Origin of the sequence: Bacillus sp. SIMBA_074 (assembly GCF_046534555.1) — a bacterium.
Taxonomy (GTDB): Bacteria; Bacillota; Bacilli; order Bacillales; family Bacillaceae_G; genus Bacillus_A; species Bacillus_A mycoides.
This window is the reverse complement of sequence record NZ_JAWRYM010000023.1, coordinates 61,265-79,100: the sequence shown is the minus strand read 5'-3', so window position 1 is coordinate 79,100 and position 17,836 is coordinate 61,265. Positions and strand designations below refer to the sequence as shown.

The window sequence follows — 17,836 nt, the reverse complement described above, 5'->3', positions numbered from 1 at the left end:
TCGAGCTCCGATAGAATATCGAATCTCGATGGCTGCTTAGTCTTTTTCATACTGTCTACTTGACAGGGGTAAGACCAATATGACTGGTCTTTTTAGTAAATAATATTTAAGTAGCAATATGTATAAAAAGGTACTAGAAAAATCACTATACTCTCATGTTTTTTTAATCGATGAGAGTATAGTGATTTTGAAACTTCTTCACTTATTTAATTGAAATGCGCTGTTACTATTTAATTTCAATAGCTGAAGTTATATCGTTCCAATCTGCAGCTAAATTAGCAGTTTGACCATACCAATCAGAGTGTCTAAAGGAGACACCTTTTCCATATCCTTGAGTTGAAGAATGTTCCCATAGCGTTGTTGAATAACTTGCAGAAGGTGAAGCTGTACTTACAGAAGAAATTCTGTCGTTCCAGCTAGAAGGTAGGTTTTTAAAGCCACTGCTCCAATAAATATACTGTCCACCTTTATTTTGATGCTCATAAAAATCGGTACTACCAGCACCACTACCTAAAGGGTTAATTTGATTTTTAAGTGCCTTTTTATCCTTTTCAATAAAAGCATTCAATGTTTCTCTGCTAGTAAAGCCATAAGCTAACCAATCTCCATTTTCATTTTGCTTAGGTAGTACCATAGTAATTTGGATGTCTTTTTTTGATTGATCGCTTAATTTTGTGAATGAATTAACATTCTTTTCATCAACTTTTAAATAATCAAATGATTTAATTGTATTATCTTTTTTTGCAGCACTTACTACTCCTAATCCTCCAGTTAATGCAAAACCTGCTACTAATGTCCCTGCTACTAATTTCTTCAACATATAACCATCCCTTTTTGTTTAGATTTTTGTACAGGTAAAACTTGTACATGTAAAATGTATTCTAATTTCGCATTTTTGTAAATATTCTGAAGTTTTAGAAATAATAGGCGGAATATTTACATTTTTGCATTTATTCTTTAGAAAAAATAGCTATTGGAATGATATAATAAATAGATATATTGCTTTTGTTGGATGTTGAAATGTTTTAGGAGGAAAGCCATTGCAGTATTTCAATAAAGATTGGTATAAAGAAATGCAAGTATCTGGATTTTTAATTTTCTCAGAAACATTAGAAGAATGGGAAGAGATTTTGCGAGAGAGCGAAAAGGTAGGAATGGATTATAAGAAAAGTTTGAGAGAAGACGTGGAAGAAAAGAAAGAAGATTTATTAAAGTTTCTACCTAAGTCACTACATCCATACATTCATGACAATACAATTAAGTCAGAATACCCATCAGAAAAGTTAAAGAAACTTATGCTTGATTGGACAGAAGATTATGAGAAAAGAATGAATGATTTAGAACAAGCTTATATAGATAATTATAATGCTATAAAAGAAAAGCTCGCGCAGAATGTCGTTCAACTACATGAATACTCACTACATGACAGTATAGTCAAATTAGTAGAGAGAAGATCAAAAGATACGCTAATCATAACTTTAGATTGCAGTGGTACTTTCAGTGAATTTGACAAACTGGAAGTAACTTTTACAGGCGTAACGAAATGTTCTATTCCGGAAAATTTTGAAGGTGCTTGGTGGTTATGTCATGAAATAGATCTTACTAATGAAGGTTTCGAATTGGGTGTTTTATTTGATTGCCCATTTGAAGAAGTGACGATTTGTGCAAAAGATGTATTGCTTGAGAAAAGTAACTAGTAAACTTTATAACTTTACAAACAAAAAACAGTCTTATATGACTGTTTTTTATTTAGATGCTAAATTATCAAGTTTCCAATATGTATCTGTTAACGGCGCAGCTTTGCTATCTATGTATAAATACATATTATTTAAATCTTTTGGAGAAGTTTTCATATTAAATACAATGTCGGTAGTTAAAGAAAACTCAGATGGAACCTTTTTAGCATTTTCATTTTGTATAAATTCACCTTCGTATTTTTCACCCGTTTTCTCATCTTTTATGAAATATTTTATTTCTGAAAGATCTATCGTTTGTCCGTCAGCACGAGCATTATTTATAGTAACGCGAGCTGTGAGACGCCACTCTTTGTCTATTTTATCGAATTTTGCATTTTCAACAGTTGCTCTATAGTATTCGTTTTTAAATATTTCCCCATAGTGCATTGCATTCTTTTCAAAAGCGCTCTTTTCTTGTTTTGGTGCAGTATTTCCACTACATCCTGCCATTATTCCTGTAAATAATAATGCTGTACAAGTTACTTTAATTATAGATTTCATAGTAATCCCTTTCTGTATTAAAAAGTAAAACATAGGAATAATTTTACATCAATAGGAAGGTAAATGGAAGTATGTTTGTGGAATATGCAAATATACATTTATTTCGTTTTCAAGTTAATGGGATAGAAAGAGGGAGAAAAACTGTATAAAGCTGAATAAATAAGAATTGAAAATATTGTAATACAGAAAAAGCATGCATATAATTAAAATAAAGATTAAATTTCTGAATCTTCAATAATGGTGGTGATAACATGTTCACTGAAGAGCGTAGAGAGAAAATTTTAGAGTTACTTAAGAGAGATGGAAGAGTAATCGCAAAGGATCTTGCGGAAAGTTTTGATATGTCTATTGATTCTATAAGAAGAGATCTATCCATTATGGAGAAAGAGAGTTTATTAAAAAGAACGCACGGAGGTGCAGTTGAACTTACGCGAGTGAGAAACTTAGCTGCCGAACCATCGAAACGTTATCGTGATAGTTCAATAGATGAAGATGCGATTGCGAAAGTTGCTGTATCCTACATACAAGAAGGAGATTCCGTTTTTATTGGCGGGGCTTCCATTCATTATGCCATGTTAAAGTATGTACCTGAAACATCATTTATAGTTATTACGAATGCTTTAGAAATTGCTAGTAAGTTACGAGAATATAAGAACATTGATACGTACTTAATTGGTGGAAAAGTGAAACCATCAGGAAATATGACAGATACACTGGCCTCTGAATTGATAAGTAGATTCTCTATTGATCTTTATTTCTCTACAGGTGGCGGTATTTCATTGAATGGTATAAGTACTGCGACACCGGAAGTTGCTTATTTTGGAAAAACAGTAAGTAAAATTGCTAGAAGAAATATTTGTTTAGCTCCTCATAATAAACTTGGAATAGACTGCTTTATAAAAGGAGAGTCACTGATAGAAATTGACCTTATAATAACAGATGAAGGGGCTAGTAAAGAAACGATTCAACAATTTGAGAAACAAGGTAAAGAAATTGTAATAGCGTCAATAGACCTCATTTAAAAGGAGTTTGAAATGATTATAAAAGGACAAGAGTTTCATATAAATGGATTAACTTATACAGTTCGTTCTGCAGTTCAAACGGATGCTGAGCAGTTATCAGAAATTAGAGTTCAGATCGATGGCGAAACTGAAAATATGGATAGAGAAGCTGGAGAGGGGTTTATTGATAAGATAGGGTTTCAAAAAATAATAAAAACAGATAGTGAAGAGATGAAGAATCTTTTTTTAGTTGCAGAAGTGCACAACCGAATCGTAGGATTTTCGAGATGTGAAGGATCAAATTTGAAGAGGTTATCCCATAAAGTAGAGTTTGGTGTTTGTATTTTAAGAGAGTTTTGGGGATATGGAATGGGTAAGAGTCTATTGCAACAATCTATTCAGTGGGCTGATGAAAATGAAGTGAAAAAGATATCATTGCAAGTGTTAGAGACAAATGAAAAAGCCATCCAACTTTATAAAAAATTAGGTTTGGAGGTAGAAGGTATTCTAAAAAATGATAAAAAACTGTCGGATGGTAAGTATTATAATACGGTAGTAATGGGAAGGTTTACTGATACTTTTCATAAAAGAGGTGAAGAAGTATGTTTTACAGAAGGAAATACTATGTAGTAAAAAATGAATTCATAGAAATATTTAATGATCATTTCAATGATACTAATTTACCTAATCAAATAAAATATGGTTCTCGTTTAATAGGACGCTGGATGAAAGATAATAATGATGGTACGACTGAAGTATTTGCAATATGGGAATATGATAGTTATGAACAGTATAAAGAAATTGAATCAAAAATTAGAAGCGACAAGATACATGTTAAAAGAATACATGATTGGTATGAAAAACATGGCGGGAAAGAATATGTTTTACAGGAGTACATATTAGAGTTAAAAAATGAAGAGTTAGTATGTACTGTAAAGTGATAGAGGGGTGAGGAATAATGGGAATTAAAACAAAATTATATTTTAGTTTAGCATCCACCATTTTATTTGCAATAGCGGTGATAGTTTTCTTTATAAACGGCAACCCACAAAAGTGGTTTTGGTTATGTATTTTCTTTGCGTCCATTATACAAAATATAGTTCTACTAAAAAAGAATAAAGAAGCTTATTAAGATATTCAAATTATTAACATATTTGTGTCATCTTTCTAGTTGTATTGAAAACACTTTTATTCAGTTTTATAATAAAAGTATGTTTTATAAATCTCCAAAACAATTAATAGGGGAGATGATACAATGTTAGCTTCACCGTTTTACTTACATACATGGAAAAAGTTTGTTGATGAAGGAGTCCTTGATTCGAACCGTATAAACGAAAGAATTTCAGAGTCATGGCATCGATGTAAACAAGCAAATGTGAATCCTCATATGAATAAAGGTCAGAAAATTTTGTCTTCTGATATTTTTCAGGATCAAAAGAAAAAGAGTGAAATCTTCCTTGATATAGCAATACCTCAAATACAAAATATGAGAAAAACCATTGATGAACTGCAAATGATGGCATTATTAATTGATCCAGATGGTTATGTTCTATCATTAAGTGGGAATCAGCAAACGTTGAAACGAGCGAAACATATTAATTTTATTGAAGGTGTGAAATGGACGGAAGCAGCTGTTGGTACAAATGCGATAGGAACAGCGTTAGAGATTGAAGAGGCTATTATGATAAGTGGTACAGAGCATTATTCTGTCGCATCTCATAGCTGGAGCTGTGCGGCCTCTCCGATTCATAATGATGATGGGAAATTAATTGGTGTTCTAGATTTCTCCTGTCCAATTGAGTTTTCACATCCATATATGCTCGGAATGGTAACTTCGATCGCGCATGCGATTGAACGTGAATGTAGTATTCGAGTACATCAAAATGAACTGCATTTAATCCATCGTTTTTTAGATGTAATTGACAGTGATGAACAAGTTGTTATTTGTAACCATCGTGATGTTATCGTTTCTGCGAGCAAGAGGGTTCGTGAACGAGTATGTAATTGGTCACGAATGAAACTTGAAGATTTATTGCACAATGGATTGAAACCTAAATTAGAGGTACCGGTATATAGTAATGATAGAATGATTGGGAAATGTATTTACTTAAAGGAAAATAAACAAGAAAATTTATTTTCTACTTACCCGTTTATAAACGGAATTACTTTCCCTGGAGTTATTGGGACAAGCAGCGTATTTCAACATACTTTAGAAGAAATTAAGCTTGTTTCACCAACTGACGCTAGTGTATATGTATGTGGTGAAACAGGTGTAGGGAAAGAATATGTAGCGAGAGCGATTCATGAAAATAGTCCAAGAAAAAATGGTCCTTTTATAGCTGTTAACTGCGGTTCATTACCGAAAGAATTAATGGAAAGTGAATTATTCGGTTATGCTGAAGGTGCGTTTACAGGTGCGCGGCGCCAAGGATATAAAGGGAAATTCGAACAAGCAGACGGAGGAACAATATTTTTAGATGAAATTGGTGAAGTGCCGCCAGAGATGCAAGTGGCATTATTGCGTGTTTTGCAAGAACGAACAGTAACCCCAATTGGTAGTTCAAAAGAGGTACCAGTAAATATTCGTATTATTACTGCGACAAATAAAGATTTACTACGATTAGTAGAAGAAGGGAAATTCCGTCAAGATTTATATTATCGTTTACATGTTTATCCGCTATATGTTCCGTCGTTAATAGAAAGAAAAGAGGATATTCCGTACTTCATACAACATTTTTGTGAACGAAAGGATTGGAATGTTGTATTTCCAAAGAGTATTTGTAATCAATTTTCACAGCATACATGGCCCGGAAATATTCGAGAATTATTAAATGTATTAGAACGCATATACATTTTGTCGCAAGGACGGGAAATATGCGAAAAACAAATCTCTTTTTTATTACAAACAATGATGGGAAATCAACATCAACTTGAATTGCAAGCAGAAAATAAAACAGAGCATACATTAAATTTCCGTGAAAAAATACAGCGTGATAGCATGATTGAAGCGCTAGAAAAGACGAACGGAAATGTTTCATTAGCTGCAAAACTATTAGATGTGCCACGCAGTACATTTTATAAACGTATGCAAAAATTTAGGCTATAAAAGTAGATTTTTGTAATCTACTTTTTCTTTATGGGCTCACGTTCTGTCGGAATGTGCGCTTGCCAGGGAAATAATAGAATAATTAGAAAGAAGATTTCCTGAAGGGGGTTAGCATGTGAAGTATATTGAAATTGGAATCGGGAATAGGTGGTTCATTCGAACGGAAACCGAAAATAAAGATGGAACTGAATTCGAGGAACGAGGAATTATTAAACCTATTTATTTTGAGTCTTTATATGTACGGATTTGGTTTCGGAAAACGTGTTTTATTTTTGATACGAAAGAGGGCTTTAAGAAAGTAAGAAAAAGTAGAGCTGAGTATAAGTTTATTGTTGGAATGGTGAGTAGGTTAAAACAATAGAATCACACAGGGGGGTGTTTTTATGATTAGAATTATCACATTCATACTCGCTTTTATTATAATGGGCTATTCTATTTACAGTTGGAATGATGATTCGAAGCAAAGTATGCTCATTTTACAATTACTTTTAGGTTTTATGCTTGCCGGTATGGGGATACACAACGTTAAGAAGGATGAAAAAGAGAATAAGAATATGGGGTTGTTGCTTTTACTTACATCACTTTTTTGTATTATTGTATCGTTAATAAAATATTTTAAATAAACCGTTACTAAGCATATTGAGTAACGGTTTTTTGAGGTTATAATGTGCTATTTATATAACCCCGTCGTATACATTACCGTTAAATTATGTACAATTTCTTCTAATTCTAGTTCTTTATCATTTTGCACGATTGTCCAAAGAAACGTTTCATTTATAGAGAACCAGCCGCATGCGACAATCTCTTTATTTAACTCAGTTCGTACTAATTCATTTTCCTGGGAATGAGTAATGTCTTGTATAATCCGTGTTACAAAGCGTTCGCGAATCTCATCCCATTTTTGACGTATTTCTTTTGAGGTTCTTATTGCTTCTTCAACAACTTGTAATATAGCTCTTTCTTCTTGTGCTAACTGTAAAAAAGCGCGCACTTGATTCTGAATCATATCTCGTGCTTCGGCCTTTGTTTGAGGGGAAAAAGAGCGATCAGCAATATCATAAAAGCGATTCATAACATCTTCCATCAAAACGACGAGGAGAGCATCTTTGTTTTTAAAATATACATATGCTGTTCCATAACCAGTTTCTGCATGTTTAATAATTTGCGTGATTGTAGTTTTCTGAAATCCGTTTTTTATAAACATAGTATAACCGGAATGTAATAGTTTCTTTTTTGTTTCTAAGGAGCGGTGTTTTCTTGTTGAAAGGGTAGAATTTTTCAAGGAATCACCTCTTTATACTGAAATATCTGAAAATATAATTGTATTGTAAAAGAAGTTCGTATATAAAGTCAACTGACATAATATCATTGACGTTATATCAATTTAAGTGATATATTTCAATTAGTTAGAATAAAAAGAAAATTAAAAGAAGGTGACACCATGTATAAAGAACCATTTCAACCAACTTATGAGTATGCGCTTGAATGTGATAAACATGATGAACTGAAAGATTTTCAATCTGAATTTTATAAAAAAGAAGGAACAATATATTTAGAGGGTAACTCTTTAGGGTTGCTTTCAAAAAGAGCAGAGAAATCGTTACTTACCTTGCTAGATTCATGGAAAGAGTTTGGGATTGATGGATGGACTGAAGGTGAGCATCCATGGTTTTTCCTTTCGGAGAAATTGGGTGAATTGACAGCACCTCTTATTGGATCTTTACCGGAAGAAACGATTGTAACCGGTTCCACGACTGCGAATATACATCAAGTTATTGCGACGTTTTATGAGCCAAAAGGAATACGAACAAAAATTCTTGCGGATGAATTAACTTTTCCGTCAGATATTTATGCACTTCAGAGTCAAATTCGTTTAAAAGGCTTAGATCCAGATGAACATTTAGTACGAGTGAAAAGCCGAGATGGAAGAACACTTTCTGAAGATGATATTATTCATGCGATGACCGATGATATCGCTTTAATATTATTGCCTTCTGTACTATATAGAAGTGGACAAATTCTTGATATGAAGCGATTAACAGCTGAAGCTCATAAACGTGGTATTCATATCGGTTTTGATTTATGTCATTCAATCGGCTCCATTCCGCATCATTTTAAAGAGTGGGATGTAGATTTCGCTGTATGGTGTAATTATAAATATTTAAATGCAGGTCCTGGTGGTGTTGCAGGCCTTTATGTAAATAATAAACACTTTAATAGACTCCCAGGATTATCTGGTTGGTTTAGTTCTAGAAAAGATAAGCAATTTGATATGGAGCATTCATTAACTGCGGCTGACCATGCCGGAGCTTATCAAATAGGGACACCTCACGTCTTAAGTACTGCACCATTAATCGGTTCTCTTGAAATTTTTAAAGAAGCTGGTATTGAAAAGTTACGTGAAAAATCATTACATATTACGAGATATATGCTTGATTTAATTGAACATGAATTAAAAGGTTTTGAATTTACAATTGGAAATCCATTAGAGGATGAAAAACGAGGCGGGCATATTTATTTAGAACATGCTGAGGCGGCGCGTATTTGTAAAGCGTTAAAAGCAAATGGGGTTATTCCAGACTTTAGAGCTCCAAATGGAGTTAGACTTGCGCCTGTTGCTTTATACAATACGTATGAGGAAGTATGGAACTCTGTACAAATCTTAAAGAAAATTATGAAAAATGAAGAATATAAAAACTTTGAAAATAAGCGAGAGGTTGTGGCGTAAGCATGAAAACATCGCAGTGGATTGATATTTCACAACCGCTAAATAATGATATCGCGACATGGCCAGGGGATACACCGTTCTCGTATGAAGTTTCATGGTCAAAAGAAAACAGTGGTTCAGTAAATGTCGGAAAGTTAACGATGAGTATCCATACAGGTACTCATATTGATGCACCTTTTCATTTTGATAATGACGGTAAGAAGGTGTTGGATTTAGATATTCAAGTTTATGTTGGCCCAGCTCGAATCATTGACGTTTCTAATCTTGAAAGCATCGGGAAAAAGGAATTAGAAAACTTTCATTTAGAAGGTGTAGAACGATTGTTATTACGTACATCTTCACATGGTAAAGCAAATGAATTCCCAGATGTAATCCCGCATTTACGCACAGATATTGCAGCCTTTCTTTCTGAAAAGGGAATTCGTTTAATCGGGGTGGACGTACCATCTGTTGATCCTTTAGATGATAAAGAACTAGCAGCTCATCATCAATTATTTAAACACGGAATTCACATTTTAGAAAATGTCGTACTAGATCACGTAGCAGACGGCGATTACGAGCTTATTGCATTACCACTTGCATTAACAGATGCAGATGGAAGTCCAGTTCGCGCTGTTATTAGGCCAATATAAGTAGAAATATATAAAAGGGGCGTTTGACTAATATGAAAGAAAACGAAAAGGTAATTATGGAAAAAGGGATTCACACTGATTTTAAGGAAAATATGACGTACGGAGAGTATTTACAGCTAGATAGCTTATTATCTAGTCAACAAAGATTATCAGATCATCATGATGAAATGTTATTTATCGTTATTCACCAAGCGAGTGAGCTTTGGATGAAACTAATTTTACATGAACTGAATGCAGCAATTGAATCTATTAAACAAGATAAATTAGCACCTGCATTTAAAATGTTAGCACGTGTATCAAAAATTCAGTCGCAAATTATTCAATCTTGGGATATTCTTGCGACATTAACGCCATCAGAATACATTGAGTTCCGTGATTCACTTGGTCAGGCTTCAGGTTTTCAATCGTATCAATATCGAATGATTGAGTATGCACTTGGTTATAAAACACCACATGCATTAAAGATTTATGAAAAGGACCCGGAATTACATGCTCGTCTTCATAAAGCACTTCATGCACCAAGTTTGTATGATGTGGCGATACAAGCGCTTGTTAAAGAAGGATTCCCAATTCATAAAGATGTGTTAAATCGTGATATTACGCAGCCTTACGAAGAGGATGCAACTGTAGAAGCGGCTTGGGTAGAAGTATATGCGGACGTGCAGAAATATTGGGATTTATATCAGCTTGCAGAGAAATTAATCGATATTGAAGACTGGCTACAACAATGGCGTTTCCGTCATATGAAAACGGTAGAACGAATTATTGGTCATAAGATGGGAACAGGTGGCTCTTCTGGCGTATCTTATTTAAAGCGAGTGCTTGATCAATGCTTCTTCCCAGAGCTTTGGAACGTTCGAACGAAATTATAAAAATAAACTTGTCAGCTGATAAAGGCTGGCAAGTTTATTTTTTTGTTTTAAAAACAAATATGATTTAATAGAGAGAACGAGATGAACAACAAATATTACATAATCATTTAGATGGAGGAAGATTACTTGAATTTCGAGCAATTACAAAGTAAATTTGAAAAGAAAAAAGTTAATACATTTCTTGTTTATCAAAAGGGGGAATTAACGACTGAATACTATAAAACGATAGACTGTGCAAATGACTTATTTAAAATTAATTCGATTACAAAAAGTATCGTATCTATATTAATTGGTATCGCAATTGATAAAGGATTTATAAATAATATACATACACAAATCACAACATGGATTCCAAATGTACCGGAGAAAAAGAGGGAACTAACGCTGTATCATTTATTAACGATGACAACAGGAGAAGATTGGCAAGAGTTCGGAAATGGGGTTGTTTTCCCAAATGATTTTGTGGAATCAGACAATTGGGTGCAATACATTTTAGAAAAACCGCTCATTGAAGAAATGGGTGCGAAAATGAATTATAATTCAGGTTCTTCTCACTTACTTAGTTACATCATTCAACAAGCAACTGGAATGTTGACGGAGCAGTTCGCGAAAAAGTATTTATTTGAGCCGTTAAACATTACGGAGTATGAGTGGCAACAAGACCCGCAAGGTATATATGTTGGCGGATTTGGTATGAAAATGAAATCTATAGATTTATTAAAGTTAGGAAAAGTATGTTTGCACAATGGATATTGGAAGGGTAATGAAATTGTATCACCGAAATGGTTAGAAGAATCAGGTGAGGCCCTATTTGAAACGTATGAACATGTCGGGGCATATGGATATCACTGGTGGGTATTAAATAATGAAAGATTTCACATACCGTATTGTATGTATTTTGCTATGGGATATGGAGGGCAATACATTATTATCATTCCGCAGTTAGAGCTCGTAGCTGTAATTAGTAGTCACATGCCAAAACGTGGCCTCGTACCATTAAAGTTATTTATAGAACATATAAAAGAGAATTCCAATCATAAATAAGAAGAGGAAGGGGGTGTTTTATGAGAAGTGCAAACATGATAGCGATTTATAGACTGTTATTAAGTCTTCTAGCGTTTAGTGCACTTATTACTCAATTTGTTACAAGAGCACAAGTGAAACCGTTCAATCCAGTTAATTTTTTTAGTTACTTTACAATTGAAAGCAATATTTTAGTGGCGGTAATTCTACTATTAAGTAGTTTGGGGACAGCCACACTCGGACGTTCCGAGCAGTTTGGAGTTCTTCGCGGTGCAGCTACAGTATACATACTGACAACAGGACTTATTTATTTTTTGTTATTAAGGGGATTAGAAGAGTCACTTCAAACACCGATACCGTGGGTAAATACTGTGCTTCATTACATCATGCCATTAGCAATGATTTTAGATTGGGTTATAAATCCACCTACGAAGACAATCACGTGGAAACAAGCTACTAGTTGGCTGATTTTCCTTCTTTTATATGTTGTCTATAGCTTAATACGCGGTCCATTCGTTAATTGGTACCCATATCCGTTTCTCGATCCGAGAATAGGTGGATATGGGAAAGTACTTTTATATAGTATCGGAATAGCGGTTGTAATTGGAGCTATTTGCGGATTAGTAAAAATGTTAGGGAATCGATCTTTGCATATGAAAAATAATCCTCCTTATTAAGGAAGAAGTACATAAAGAAACCTCTGTCTGTATGTAAAGACGGAGGTTTCTTTGTTTTACCGATTTGTTTTCTGAAATGACATCTTTAAAAATTTCTCTGTTTTCGTATCGAATTCTACATCAACAAAAACACCATATTCTTTCCCACCTTCACGCAGCCACAGCTTAAATTTTTCAACTGTTATTTGAACAGTTTTTGGTTTTCTACCTATATGAAGGTAATCAATAATCTCTGCTTTCGGATATTGTTCTTTCGTTTTTTCAACGGCCAGTTTACCCCATTTTGCATAGGGCGGCTGTGCGTGAACTATAGATGGACCATTATATATAGTTGAACATGTTGTTAGTAAAAAAATCGAGAATGCTATACGTGTGAAGAAATACTTCATAATAAGCTCCTTTTACTCTTTTTTTATATTGTGTGCATATATCTTCAAGCATATAAGTTTGGATTTTTTTGTCTTCTTTACATAAAAGCGAGGGTTTTACAAAACATAACCATGAAATCATTTCCGTAATTAAGGAGGGAAATACATGCGTCAAAAAGCTGTTTTCAAGATAGCGATTTTGCTTGTATTTGTGGGACTATCATTGATGGTCAGTAGTATACAAATGAAAAATGTAGAAGCTTTTTCTAATCAAGTGATTCAAAGAGGTGCATCTGGAGAAGATGTCATTGAATTACAATCTCGTTTAAAATATAACGGATTTTATACGGGAAAAATTGATGGTGTTTTCGGATGGGGTACATATTGGGCGCTTCGAAACTTTCAGCAAAAATTCGGATTGCCAGTTGATGGTTTAGCGGGTGCTAAAACGAAGCAAATGCTTGTAAAGGCGACGAAGTATGATAAGTCGACCGCTAATAAAGGTACTACAACTAATAAAGGGAATAGCGGTGGTACTGCACAAGAAAATAAACCACCACAAAGTAAAGGGACAAATGTTCCAAACGGTTATTCTCAAAATGACATTCAGTTAATGGCAAACGCTGTATACGGAGAGTCACGTGGCGAGCCATATTTAGGACAAGTTGCAGTGGCTGCGGTAATTTTAAATCGTGTCACAAGTGCATCGTTTCCAAATACCGTTTCAGGTGTAATCTTTGAACCGAGAGCCTTTACAGCAGTAGCAGATGGACAAATATATTTAACGCCAAATGAGAATGCGAAAAAAGCCGTATTAGATGCAATCAATGGATGGGATCCAACAGGGAATGCACTATATTATTTCAATCCAGATACTGCGACAAGCAAATGGATTTGGACTCGTCCACAAATTAAAAAAATTGGTAAGCATATTTTCTGTAAATAGAGCGGAGGTGGAAACATGTTACGAGGTATTATCATCGTATTGTTAACAGTAGGTGTAGTCGGAACAGGGTATTGGGGCTATAAAGAGCATCAAGAGAAAAATGCAGTATTAATTCGAGCGGAAAATAGTTATCAGCGTGCGTTTCATGATTTAGCATATGAAGTTGATTTATTACACGATAAAATTGGAACAACACTGGCGATGAATTCACGTTCCTCATTATCGCCAGCTTTAGTAGATGTATGGCGTTTAACATCAGAGGCTCGTTCTGATGTAGGACAATTACCTTTAACATTAATGCCATTTAATAAAACGGAAGAGTTCCTAGCGAATATTGGTGATTTTAGTTATCGTACAGCGGTTCGTGATTTAGAAAAAGAACCGTTAAATGATCAAGAATATAAAACGTTACAAGGTTTATATTCAAATGCAGCAAATATACAAGATGAACTGAGACAAGTGCAGCATCTTGTATTGAAAAATAATCTTCGCTGGATGGATGTAGAAATGGCTCTTGCGTCAAACCAAGATCCAGCAGATAACACAATTATCGATGGATTAAAGACGGTAGAAAAGAATGTAACATCATACTCGTCCACAAACTTTGGACCGACTTTTACAAGTGCACAAAAGAATAAAAAAGGCGGATTTGAGGCAAAAGGAAAGGCGATTTCGAAAGAGGAAGCGGAAAAAATCGCGAAATCATTTTTAAACTTAAAAGGGAATGAAAAAGTAGAAGTTGAGAAAAGTGGAAAAGGTGCAAAAGAATCATTCTACAGTGTGAAAATTCAAGATCCAGCAACGAACAATGAGTATTATATGGATATTACCGGAAAAGGTGGATACCCAATTTGGGTAATGAATAATCGAGAAATTAAAGAACAAAAAATTAGTTTAAATGATGCAGGAAGTAAAGGATTGACGTTTTTAAAGGATCACAAGTTTACAAATATGGAGCTGTTTGATAGTTCTCAATATGATAATATCGGTGTGTTTACGTACGTTGTAAGTGAAAATGGAGTGCGTATTTATCCAGAAGCAATTCAAATGAAAATTGCTTTAGATGATGGATCGATTGTTGGTTTTTCCGCAAAGGAATATTTAGCATCGCATCAAAAACGAACAATTCCGAGTGCGAAGCTAACTGCTGCTGAGGCGAAAAAGAAAATTAATCCCGATGTAAAAGTTATGGAAGAACGTAAAGCTGTAGTAGTAAATGACTTGCATAATGAAGTACTTTGTTATGAATTTATTGGTACTCTAGGGAAAGATACGTACCAAATTTTCATTAACGCAAATAGCGGTGCAGAAGAAAAAGTGAAGAAGATGCAAGCTGTTGAGAAAATTTATGATTAAACATCAATGATAAAGTGGTGAAAATAATGAAAATCATTATATATATGTTAATGCTTTGTTTCGTTATTACTGGATGTAGCATTGGAAAAAAAGACAATCCTAATGAAAAGCCAGAACAAAAAAATGTCTCGATGAAAAATGTTACGTATACAAATAAATCAAATAAGCCAAATGAAAAAGCAGCTGATCATCTGGCATCTTTAGCTGCAAGTATACCTGGTGTAAACGATGCGACAGCAGTAGTAGTTGGGAAGTATGCTGTTGTAGGTATTGATGTGAAAGCGAAACTTGATCGAACTCGCGTTGAGTCAATTAAGTATTCTGTTGCAGAGAGTTTGAAGAATGACCCAAACGGTGCAAATGCAGTCGTTGTAGCAGATGTTGATACGTATGAAAGACTAAAACAAATAGGCAAGCAAATTAAAAAAGGTAAAACTGGTGAAGGCATACTTGATGAATTAGCAGCAATTGTTGGGCGAGTAATGCCGCAAGTTCCAAATGATATGATTGAAAATAGAGAAACGAATCCGATTAAAGATAATGATAAACAATTACCAAAAGATGAAGAACAAGAACTACGAAAAGAACAAGAAGATCAGTCAAATAACCATTTGAAAAAATAGTGAAAACCCCGTACTAAATTGTACGGGGTTTTTCTGTAAGATTAAATATTCAGTTTATTTTTAAGGGAATATATGGTTTAATAATGAGGGGAGGGACAACCGTTATGATGAAAAAAAGCGCACTCATATTAGGTAGTTTATGCATAGGTTTTAGTATGACAGCGTGTGACCAGAAGAAAGAAGTGAAGAAGAAAACAGCTATGTCTTCTACTATAACGGAAAATAAAAAGCAAGAGACCATTAATATAAATCATTTCTCAAATATTAATGAAGGAATGACTTATTTAGAAGTGAAAGATTTAATCGGTTTTGAAGGGGATTTACTCATAGAAGAAGGAGAAGAACATTCTACACGAATTAAGCAAATTTTTGCTTGGAAAGGAAACGATCCAAAATCATTTGCTGAAATTACATTTTTGGATGGAAAAGTGCATTCTAAAACACAGCAAGGTTTAAGTTAATAACTTGAAGGAGTGGGAGAGTTAAGCATGAACATACATACAGGGGAAATACAATTAGTTCCATATAAGGCACAGTATAAAGAGATAATACAATCATTTACTTTACCAAGTGAACAAGTTCAATTTACGGCGAATCCAGGTGAATTACTGGAGAAAGCGAAAAATGATCGAACGAAAAATGTAGTTGTTATTTTAGACTATAACGGAGTACCTGTCGGTGTATTTATATTACAAACAGGTGATAGGGTACAGGAGTTTACAGAAAATAAGGATGCCATACTTTTAACTTCTTTTTCCGTTAATCACAATAAACAAAATAAGGGATATGCTAAAAAATCATTGGCGTTATTACAAGACTTTGTAAAATATTATTATCCAGTAAAAAATGAAGTGATTCTTGCTGTAAATGAAAAAAACATTCCGGCACAAAAGTTATATGAGAAAGTTGGATTTCAAGATAAAGGGTTTAGAAGAATGGGACCAATTGGACAACAATTTATATTACATTTACCTATAACGAGATAATGAGATAACAAAGCTTACTCTTGAAAAAAATCATGTAGTAAGTTTTTTAATTTGAGATATTTTCCGTACATGATATGTTAGATGTATTAAAGTAAGTATTCGAGAAGCATGAAGGTGCAAAACAATTCGATTGTTAAGCATTTAAATACGTGAGGGGTAATCATATGACAATTTATATTGCACTACTACGGGGAATTAATGTAGGTGGACATAAAGTAATCAAAATGGCAGATTTGAAAATAATGTTTGAATCAATAGGGTTAAAAAGAGTGAAAACATATATTCAAAGTGGAAATGTAGTGTTTGAGTCAGAAGAAGAGATAAGTTTTTTAAAGGAACGAATTGAATGTGAAATTAAGAACGTTTTTGATTTCAATGTTCCAGTCATGTTACGAGCAAATGATGAATTTATTAATATTATTAAAAAGTGTCCTTACGAGACCCATTCGTTATTAGAAGGAGAAAGTGTACATGTGGCCTTTTTAGCTAATCCACTTTCTGAAGAAGACAATAAGCGGTTACTTATGTACAAAAGTGACATAGAAGATTGCCATATCGAAGGAAGAGTAGTGTATTTATTTTTCAAAAAAAGCATTCGTAATTCTAAACTAATGAACCAGTTTCAAAAATTACATACGCCAGCTACAGTAAGGAACTGGCGGACTGTGAATAAGCTGAAAGCAATAGCAGAAGGTATTTAAACATAAAAAAGTGGTTTTCTGCATTTAGAAAACCACTTTTTTTATTTATATTGTTTGGCGACAATGAGTTCAACAATAGGGAAAATAAGAAAGGAAGAACAGAGTGCAATAAAGAGTGGAAGGTTTTTTACACCATCCAAATTGGAACCCATAGAAAATCCTTCCGAGCAGAGTAATATAAGGAACATAACACCTACAAGCACAAAATATGCGATTTTAAAGCTTTTATATGTAATTTGTTGTCCCATCTCATCTTGACTTTCTTTCGATACTCCGTTTGGATCTCCCCATGTAATATGATTAATTAAATTACTAAGTATTAAAGAAGCAGCGAAAATTGTCCCACCAAAAATTGAACCTTCAGTTATGTATTTGTATGTGCCATGTACAAGTATAGCGATTAAAGATAAAGTTATGATTACAAAAATAATTTTTTTAGTATTCAATATATAATTGCACCTCCACTTTTGTAAAAAACTCTTTACATCCATAGTATAAAATTGGAAAAGTTTTATGTCAAACATTTTTTACATATGAAGTGAATGTTTATGATATTTTGTTTAAAGGATGAAGAAAAAAT

At 33.8% G+C, this 17,836-nt stretch carries 23 protein-coding genes; 18 read left to right on the top strand and 5 right to left on the bottom strand.

What is annotated here, in order from left to right:
* Positions 1 to 226: 226 nt before the first annotated feature.
* On the bottom strand, positions 227 to 820 hold the full coding sequence (locus tag SB773_RS21420) for a hypothetical protein (RefSeq protein WP_410591973.1): 594 nt from the start codon (positions 818 to 820) through the stop codon (positions 227 to 229).
* 220 nt (positions 821 to 1,040) lie between these two features.
* On the opposite strand from SB773_RS21420, the gene SB773_RS21415 reads away from it, so the two are divergent.
* Positions 1,041 to 1,697 carry a DUF4085 family protein gene (locus SB773_RS21415; protein ID WP_060751401.1) on the top strand — a complete coding sequence of 219 codons (657 nt, stop codon included), beginning with the start codon at positions 1,041 to 1,043 and terminating at the stop codon, positions 1,695 to 1,697.
* Positions 1,698 to 1,745: 48 nt separating this feature from the next.
* Here SB773_RS21415 and SB773_RS21410 read toward each other — a convergent pair whose 3' ends face one another.
* A complete protein-coding gene (locus SB773_RS21410) occupies positions 1,746 to 2,237 on the bottom strand; it encodes a hypothetical protein (protein ID WP_060751402.1) in 492 nt (163 codons plus the stop codon).
* Positions 2,238 to 2,488: 251 nt separating this feature from the next.
* Between SB773_RS21410 and SB773_RS21405 the strand changes: the two genes are divergently transcribed.
* The 6 genes from SB773_RS21405 to SB773_RS21380 all read left to right on the top strand — a co-directional run bounded on the left by SB773_RS21405 (position 2,489) and on the right by SB773_RS21380 (position 6,967).
* On the top strand, positions 2,489 to 3,259 hold the full coding sequence (locus tag SB773_RS21405) for a DeoR/GlpR family DNA-binding transcription regulator (RefSeq protein WP_410591970.1): 771 nt from the start codon (positions 2,489 to 2,491) through the stop codon (positions 3,257 to 3,259).
* Between the two features lie 12 nt (positions 3,260 to 3,271).
* Positions 3,272 to 3,868: a GNAT family N-acetyltransferase gene (locus SB773_RS21400; RefSeq protein WP_060751404.1), complete on the top strand. Its 597-nt coding sequence runs from the start codon at positions 3,272 to 3,274 to the stop codon at positions 3,866 to 3,868.
* Positions 3,841 to 4,179 carry an NIPSNAP family protein gene (locus SB773_RS21395; RefSeq protein ID WP_002127705.1) on the top strand — a complete coding sequence of 113 codons (339 nt, stop codon included), beginning with the start codon at positions 3,841 to 3,843 and terminating at the stop codon, positions 4,177 to 4,179. The genes SB773_RS21400 and SB773_RS21395 overlap by 28 nt, the downstream gene beginning before the upstream one ends.
* A gap of 314 nt (positions 4,180 to 4,493) precedes the next feature.
* Entirely contained in the window at positions 4,494 to 6,344 is a 1,851-nt protein-coding gene (locus tag SB773_RS21390) for a sigma-54-dependent Fis family transcriptional regulator (RefSeq protein WP_410591967.1), read from the top strand.
* 115 nt (positions 6,345 to 6,459) lie between these two features.
* The gene (locus tag SB773_RS21385) at positions 6,460 to 6,705 is read left to right on the top strand and encodes a DUF3977 family protein (protein WP_000873838.1); all 246 of its coding nucleotides are present in this window, start codon (positions 6,460 to 6,462) and stop codon (positions 6,703 to 6,705) included.
* Positions 6,706 to 6,727: 22 nt separating this feature from the next.
* Complete coding sequence (locus SB773_RS21380) at positions 6,728 to 6,967, top strand: DUF3953 domain-containing protein (RefSeq protein ID WP_002165667.1); 240 nt, start codon at positions 6,728 to 6,730, stop codon at positions 6,965 to 6,967.
* Between the two features lie 47 nt (positions 6,968 to 7,014).
* On the opposite strand, the gene SB773_RS21375 is transcribed toward SB773_RS21380, so the two are convergent.
* The gene (locus tag SB773_RS21375; RefSeq protein ID WP_410591964.1) at positions 7,015 to 7,626 is read right to left on the bottom strand and encodes a TetR/AcrR family transcriptional regulator; all 612 of its coding nucleotides are present in this window, start codon (positions 7,624 to 7,626) and stop codon (positions 7,015 to 7,017) included.
* 159 nt (positions 7,627 to 7,785) lie between these two features.
* Between SB773_RS21375 and kynU the strand changes: the two genes are divergently transcribed.
* The 5 genes from kynU to SB773_RS21350 all read left to right on the top strand — a co-directional run bounded on the left by kynU (position 7,786) and on the right by SB773_RS21350 (position 12,276).
* Positions 7,786 to 9,072: a kynureninase gene (gene kynU, locus SB773_RS21370; protein ID WP_410591962.1), complete on the top strand. Its 1,287-nt coding sequence runs from the start codon at positions 7,786 to 7,788 to the stop codon at positions 9,070 to 9,072.
* Between the two features lie 2 nt (positions 9,073 to 9,074).
* A complete protein-coding gene (gene kynB / locus SB773_RS21365) occupies positions 9,075 to 9,704 on the top strand; it encodes an arylformamidase (RefSeq protein ID WP_410591960.1) in 630 nt (209 codons plus the stop codon).
* A gap of 32 nt (positions 9,705 to 9,736) precedes the next feature.
* Positions 9,737 to 10,576 (top strand): tryptophan 2,3-dioxygenase, encoded by an 840-nt coding sequence (gene kynA / locus SB773_RS21360; protein WP_060751408.1) that lies wholly within the window; start codon positions 9,737 to 9,739, stop codon positions 10,574 to 10,576.
* A gap of 126 nt (positions 10,577 to 10,702) precedes the next feature.
* Positions 10,703 to 11,620, top strand: a complete 918-nt coding sequence (locus SB773_RS21355; protein WP_289403989.1) for a serine hydrolase domain-containing protein — start codon at positions 10,703 to 10,705, stop codon at positions 11,618 to 11,620.
* Between the two features lie 20 nt (positions 11,621 to 11,640).
* Positions 11,641 to 12,276 carry a Pr6Pr family membrane protein gene (locus tag SB773_RS21350; RefSeq protein ID WP_410591958.1) on the top strand — a complete coding sequence of 212 codons (636 nt, stop codon included), beginning with the start codon at positions 11,641 to 11,643 and terminating at the stop codon, positions 12,274 to 12,276.
* A gap of 56 nt (positions 12,277 to 12,332) precedes the next feature.
* Here the strand turns inward: SB773_RS21350 and SB773_RS21345 are convergent, their stop codons facing one another.
* Positions 12,333 to 12,665: a DUF3889 domain-containing protein gene (locus SB773_RS21345; protein ID WP_289403988.1), complete on the bottom strand. Its 333-nt coding sequence runs from the start codon at positions 12,663 to 12,665 to the stop codon at positions 12,333 to 12,335.
* 145 nt (positions 12,666 to 12,810) lie between these two features.
* Here SB773_RS21345 and sleB point away from each other — a divergent pair, with 145 nt between their 5' ends.
* The 6 genes from sleB (at position 12,811) to SB773_RS21315 (ending at position 17,256) form a co-directional block, all read left to right on the top strand.
* On the top strand, positions 12,811 to 13,590 hold the full coding sequence (gene sleB, locus SB773_RS21340; RefSeq protein WP_410591955.1) for a spore cortex-lytic enzyme: 780 nt from the start codon (positions 12,811 to 12,813) through the stop codon (positions 13,588 to 13,590).
* A gap of 15 nt (positions 13,591 to 13,605) precedes the next feature.
* Positions 13,606 to 14,946 (top strand): germination protein YpeB, encoded by a 1,341-nt coding sequence (ypeB, locus tag SB773_RS21335; protein ID WP_410591953.1) that lies wholly within the window; start codon positions 13,606 to 13,608, stop codon positions 14,944 to 14,946.
* A gap of 26 nt (positions 14,947 to 14,972) precedes the next feature.
* Entirely contained in the window at positions 14,973 to 15,569 is a 597-nt protein-coding gene (locus SB773_RS21330) for a YhcN/YlaJ family sporulation lipoprotein (protein ID WP_002085166.1), read from the top strand.
* A 104-nt stretch (positions 15,570 to 15,673) separates the two neighbouring features.
* Positions 15,674 to 16,030, top strand: coding sequence for a hypothetical protein (locus SB773_RS21325; RefSeq protein WP_002165674.1), 357 nt, complete (start codon positions 15,674 to 15,676; stop codon positions 16,028 to 16,030).
* Between the two features lie 27 nt (positions 16,031 to 16,057).
* Positions 16,058 to 16,555: a GNAT family N-acetyltransferase gene (locus SB773_RS21320; protein WP_410591950.1), complete on the top strand. Its 498-nt coding sequence runs from the start codon at positions 16,058 to 16,060 to the stop codon at positions 16,553 to 16,555.
* 164 nt (positions 16,556 to 16,719) lie between these two features.
* Complete coding sequence (locus SB773_RS21315; RefSeq protein ID WP_060751415.1) at positions 16,720 to 17,256, top strand: DUF1697 domain-containing protein; 537 nt, start codon at positions 16,720 to 16,722, stop codon at positions 17,254 to 17,256.
* 41 nt (positions 17,257 to 17,297) lie between these two features.
* Here SB773_RS21315 and SB773_RS21310 read toward each other — a convergent pair whose 3' ends face one another.
* Positions 17,298 to 17,702 (bottom strand): hypothetical protein, encoded by a 405-nt coding sequence (locus SB773_RS21310; RefSeq protein ID WP_002168244.1) that lies wholly within the window; start codon positions 17,700 to 17,702, stop codon positions 17,298 to 17,300.
* Positions 17,703 to 17,836 lie beyond the last annotated feature (134 nt).

Coding starts and splice junctions, on each gene's coding strand:
- SB773_RS21420 (WP_410591973.1), bottom strand. CDS start 820: ATGTTGAAGAAATTAGTAGCAGGGACATTAGTAGCAGGTTTTGCATTA.
- SB773_RS21410 (WP_060751402.1), bottom strand. CDS start 2,237: ATGAAATCTATAATTAAAGTAACTTGTACAGCATTATTATTTACAGGA.
- SB773_RS21405 (WP_410591970.1), top strand. CDS start 2,489: ATGTTCACTGAAGAGCGTAGAGAGAAAATTTTAGAGTTACTTAAGAGA.
- SB773_RS21400 (WP_060751404.1), top strand. CDS start 3,272: ATGATTATAAAAGGACAAGAGTTTCATATAAATGGATTAACTTATACA.
- SB773_RS21395 (WP_002127705.1), top strand. CDS start 3,841: ATGTTTTACAGAAGGAAATACTATGTAGTAAAAAATGAATTCATAGAA.
- SB773_RS21390 (WP_410591967.1), top strand. CDS start 4,494: ATGTTAGCTTCACCGTTTTACTTACATACATGGAAAAAGTTTGTTGAT.
- SB773_RS21380 (WP_002165667.1), top strand. CDS start 6,728: ATGATTAGAATTATCACATTCATACTCGCTTTTATTATAATGGGCTAT.
- kynU (WP_410591962.1), top strand. CDS start 7,786: ATGTATAAAGAACCATTTCAACCAACTTATGAGTATGCGCTTGAATGT.
- kynB (WP_410591960.1), top strand. CDS start 9,075: ATGAAAACATCGCAGTGGATTGATATTTCACAACCGCTAAATAATGAT.
- kynA (WP_060751408.1), top strand. CDS start 9,737: ATGAAAGAAAACGAAAAGGTAATTATGGAAAAAGGGATTCACACTGAT.
- SB773_RS21350 (WP_410591958.1), top strand. CDS start 11,641: ATGAGAAGTGCAAACATGATAGCGATTTATAGACTGTTATTAAGTCTT.
- SB773_RS21345 (WP_289403988.1), bottom strand. CDS start 12,665: ATGAAGTATTTCTTCACACGTATAGCATTCTCGATTTTTTTACTAACA.
- sleB (WP_410591955.1), top strand. CDS start 12,811: ATGCGTCAAAAAGCTGTTTTCAAGATAGCGATTTTGCTTGTATTTGTG.
- ypeB (WP_410591953.1), top strand. CDS start 13,606: ATGTTACGAGGTATTATCATCGTATTGTTAACAGTAGGTGTAGTCGGA.
- SB773_RS21330 (WP_002085166.1), top strand. CDS start 14,973: ATGAAAATCATTATATATATGTTAATGCTTTGTTTCGTTATTACTGGA.
- SB773_RS21325 (WP_002165674.1), top strand. CDS start 15,674: ATGATGAAAAAAAGCGCACTCATATTAGGTAGTTTATGCATAGGTTTT.
- SB773_RS21320 (WP_410591950.1), top strand. CDS start 16,058: ATGAACATACATACAGGGGAAATACAATTAGTTCCATATAAGGCACAG.
- SB773_RS21315 (WP_060751415.1), top strand. CDS start 16,720: ATGACAATTTATATTGCACTACTACGGGGAATTAATGTAGGTGGACAT.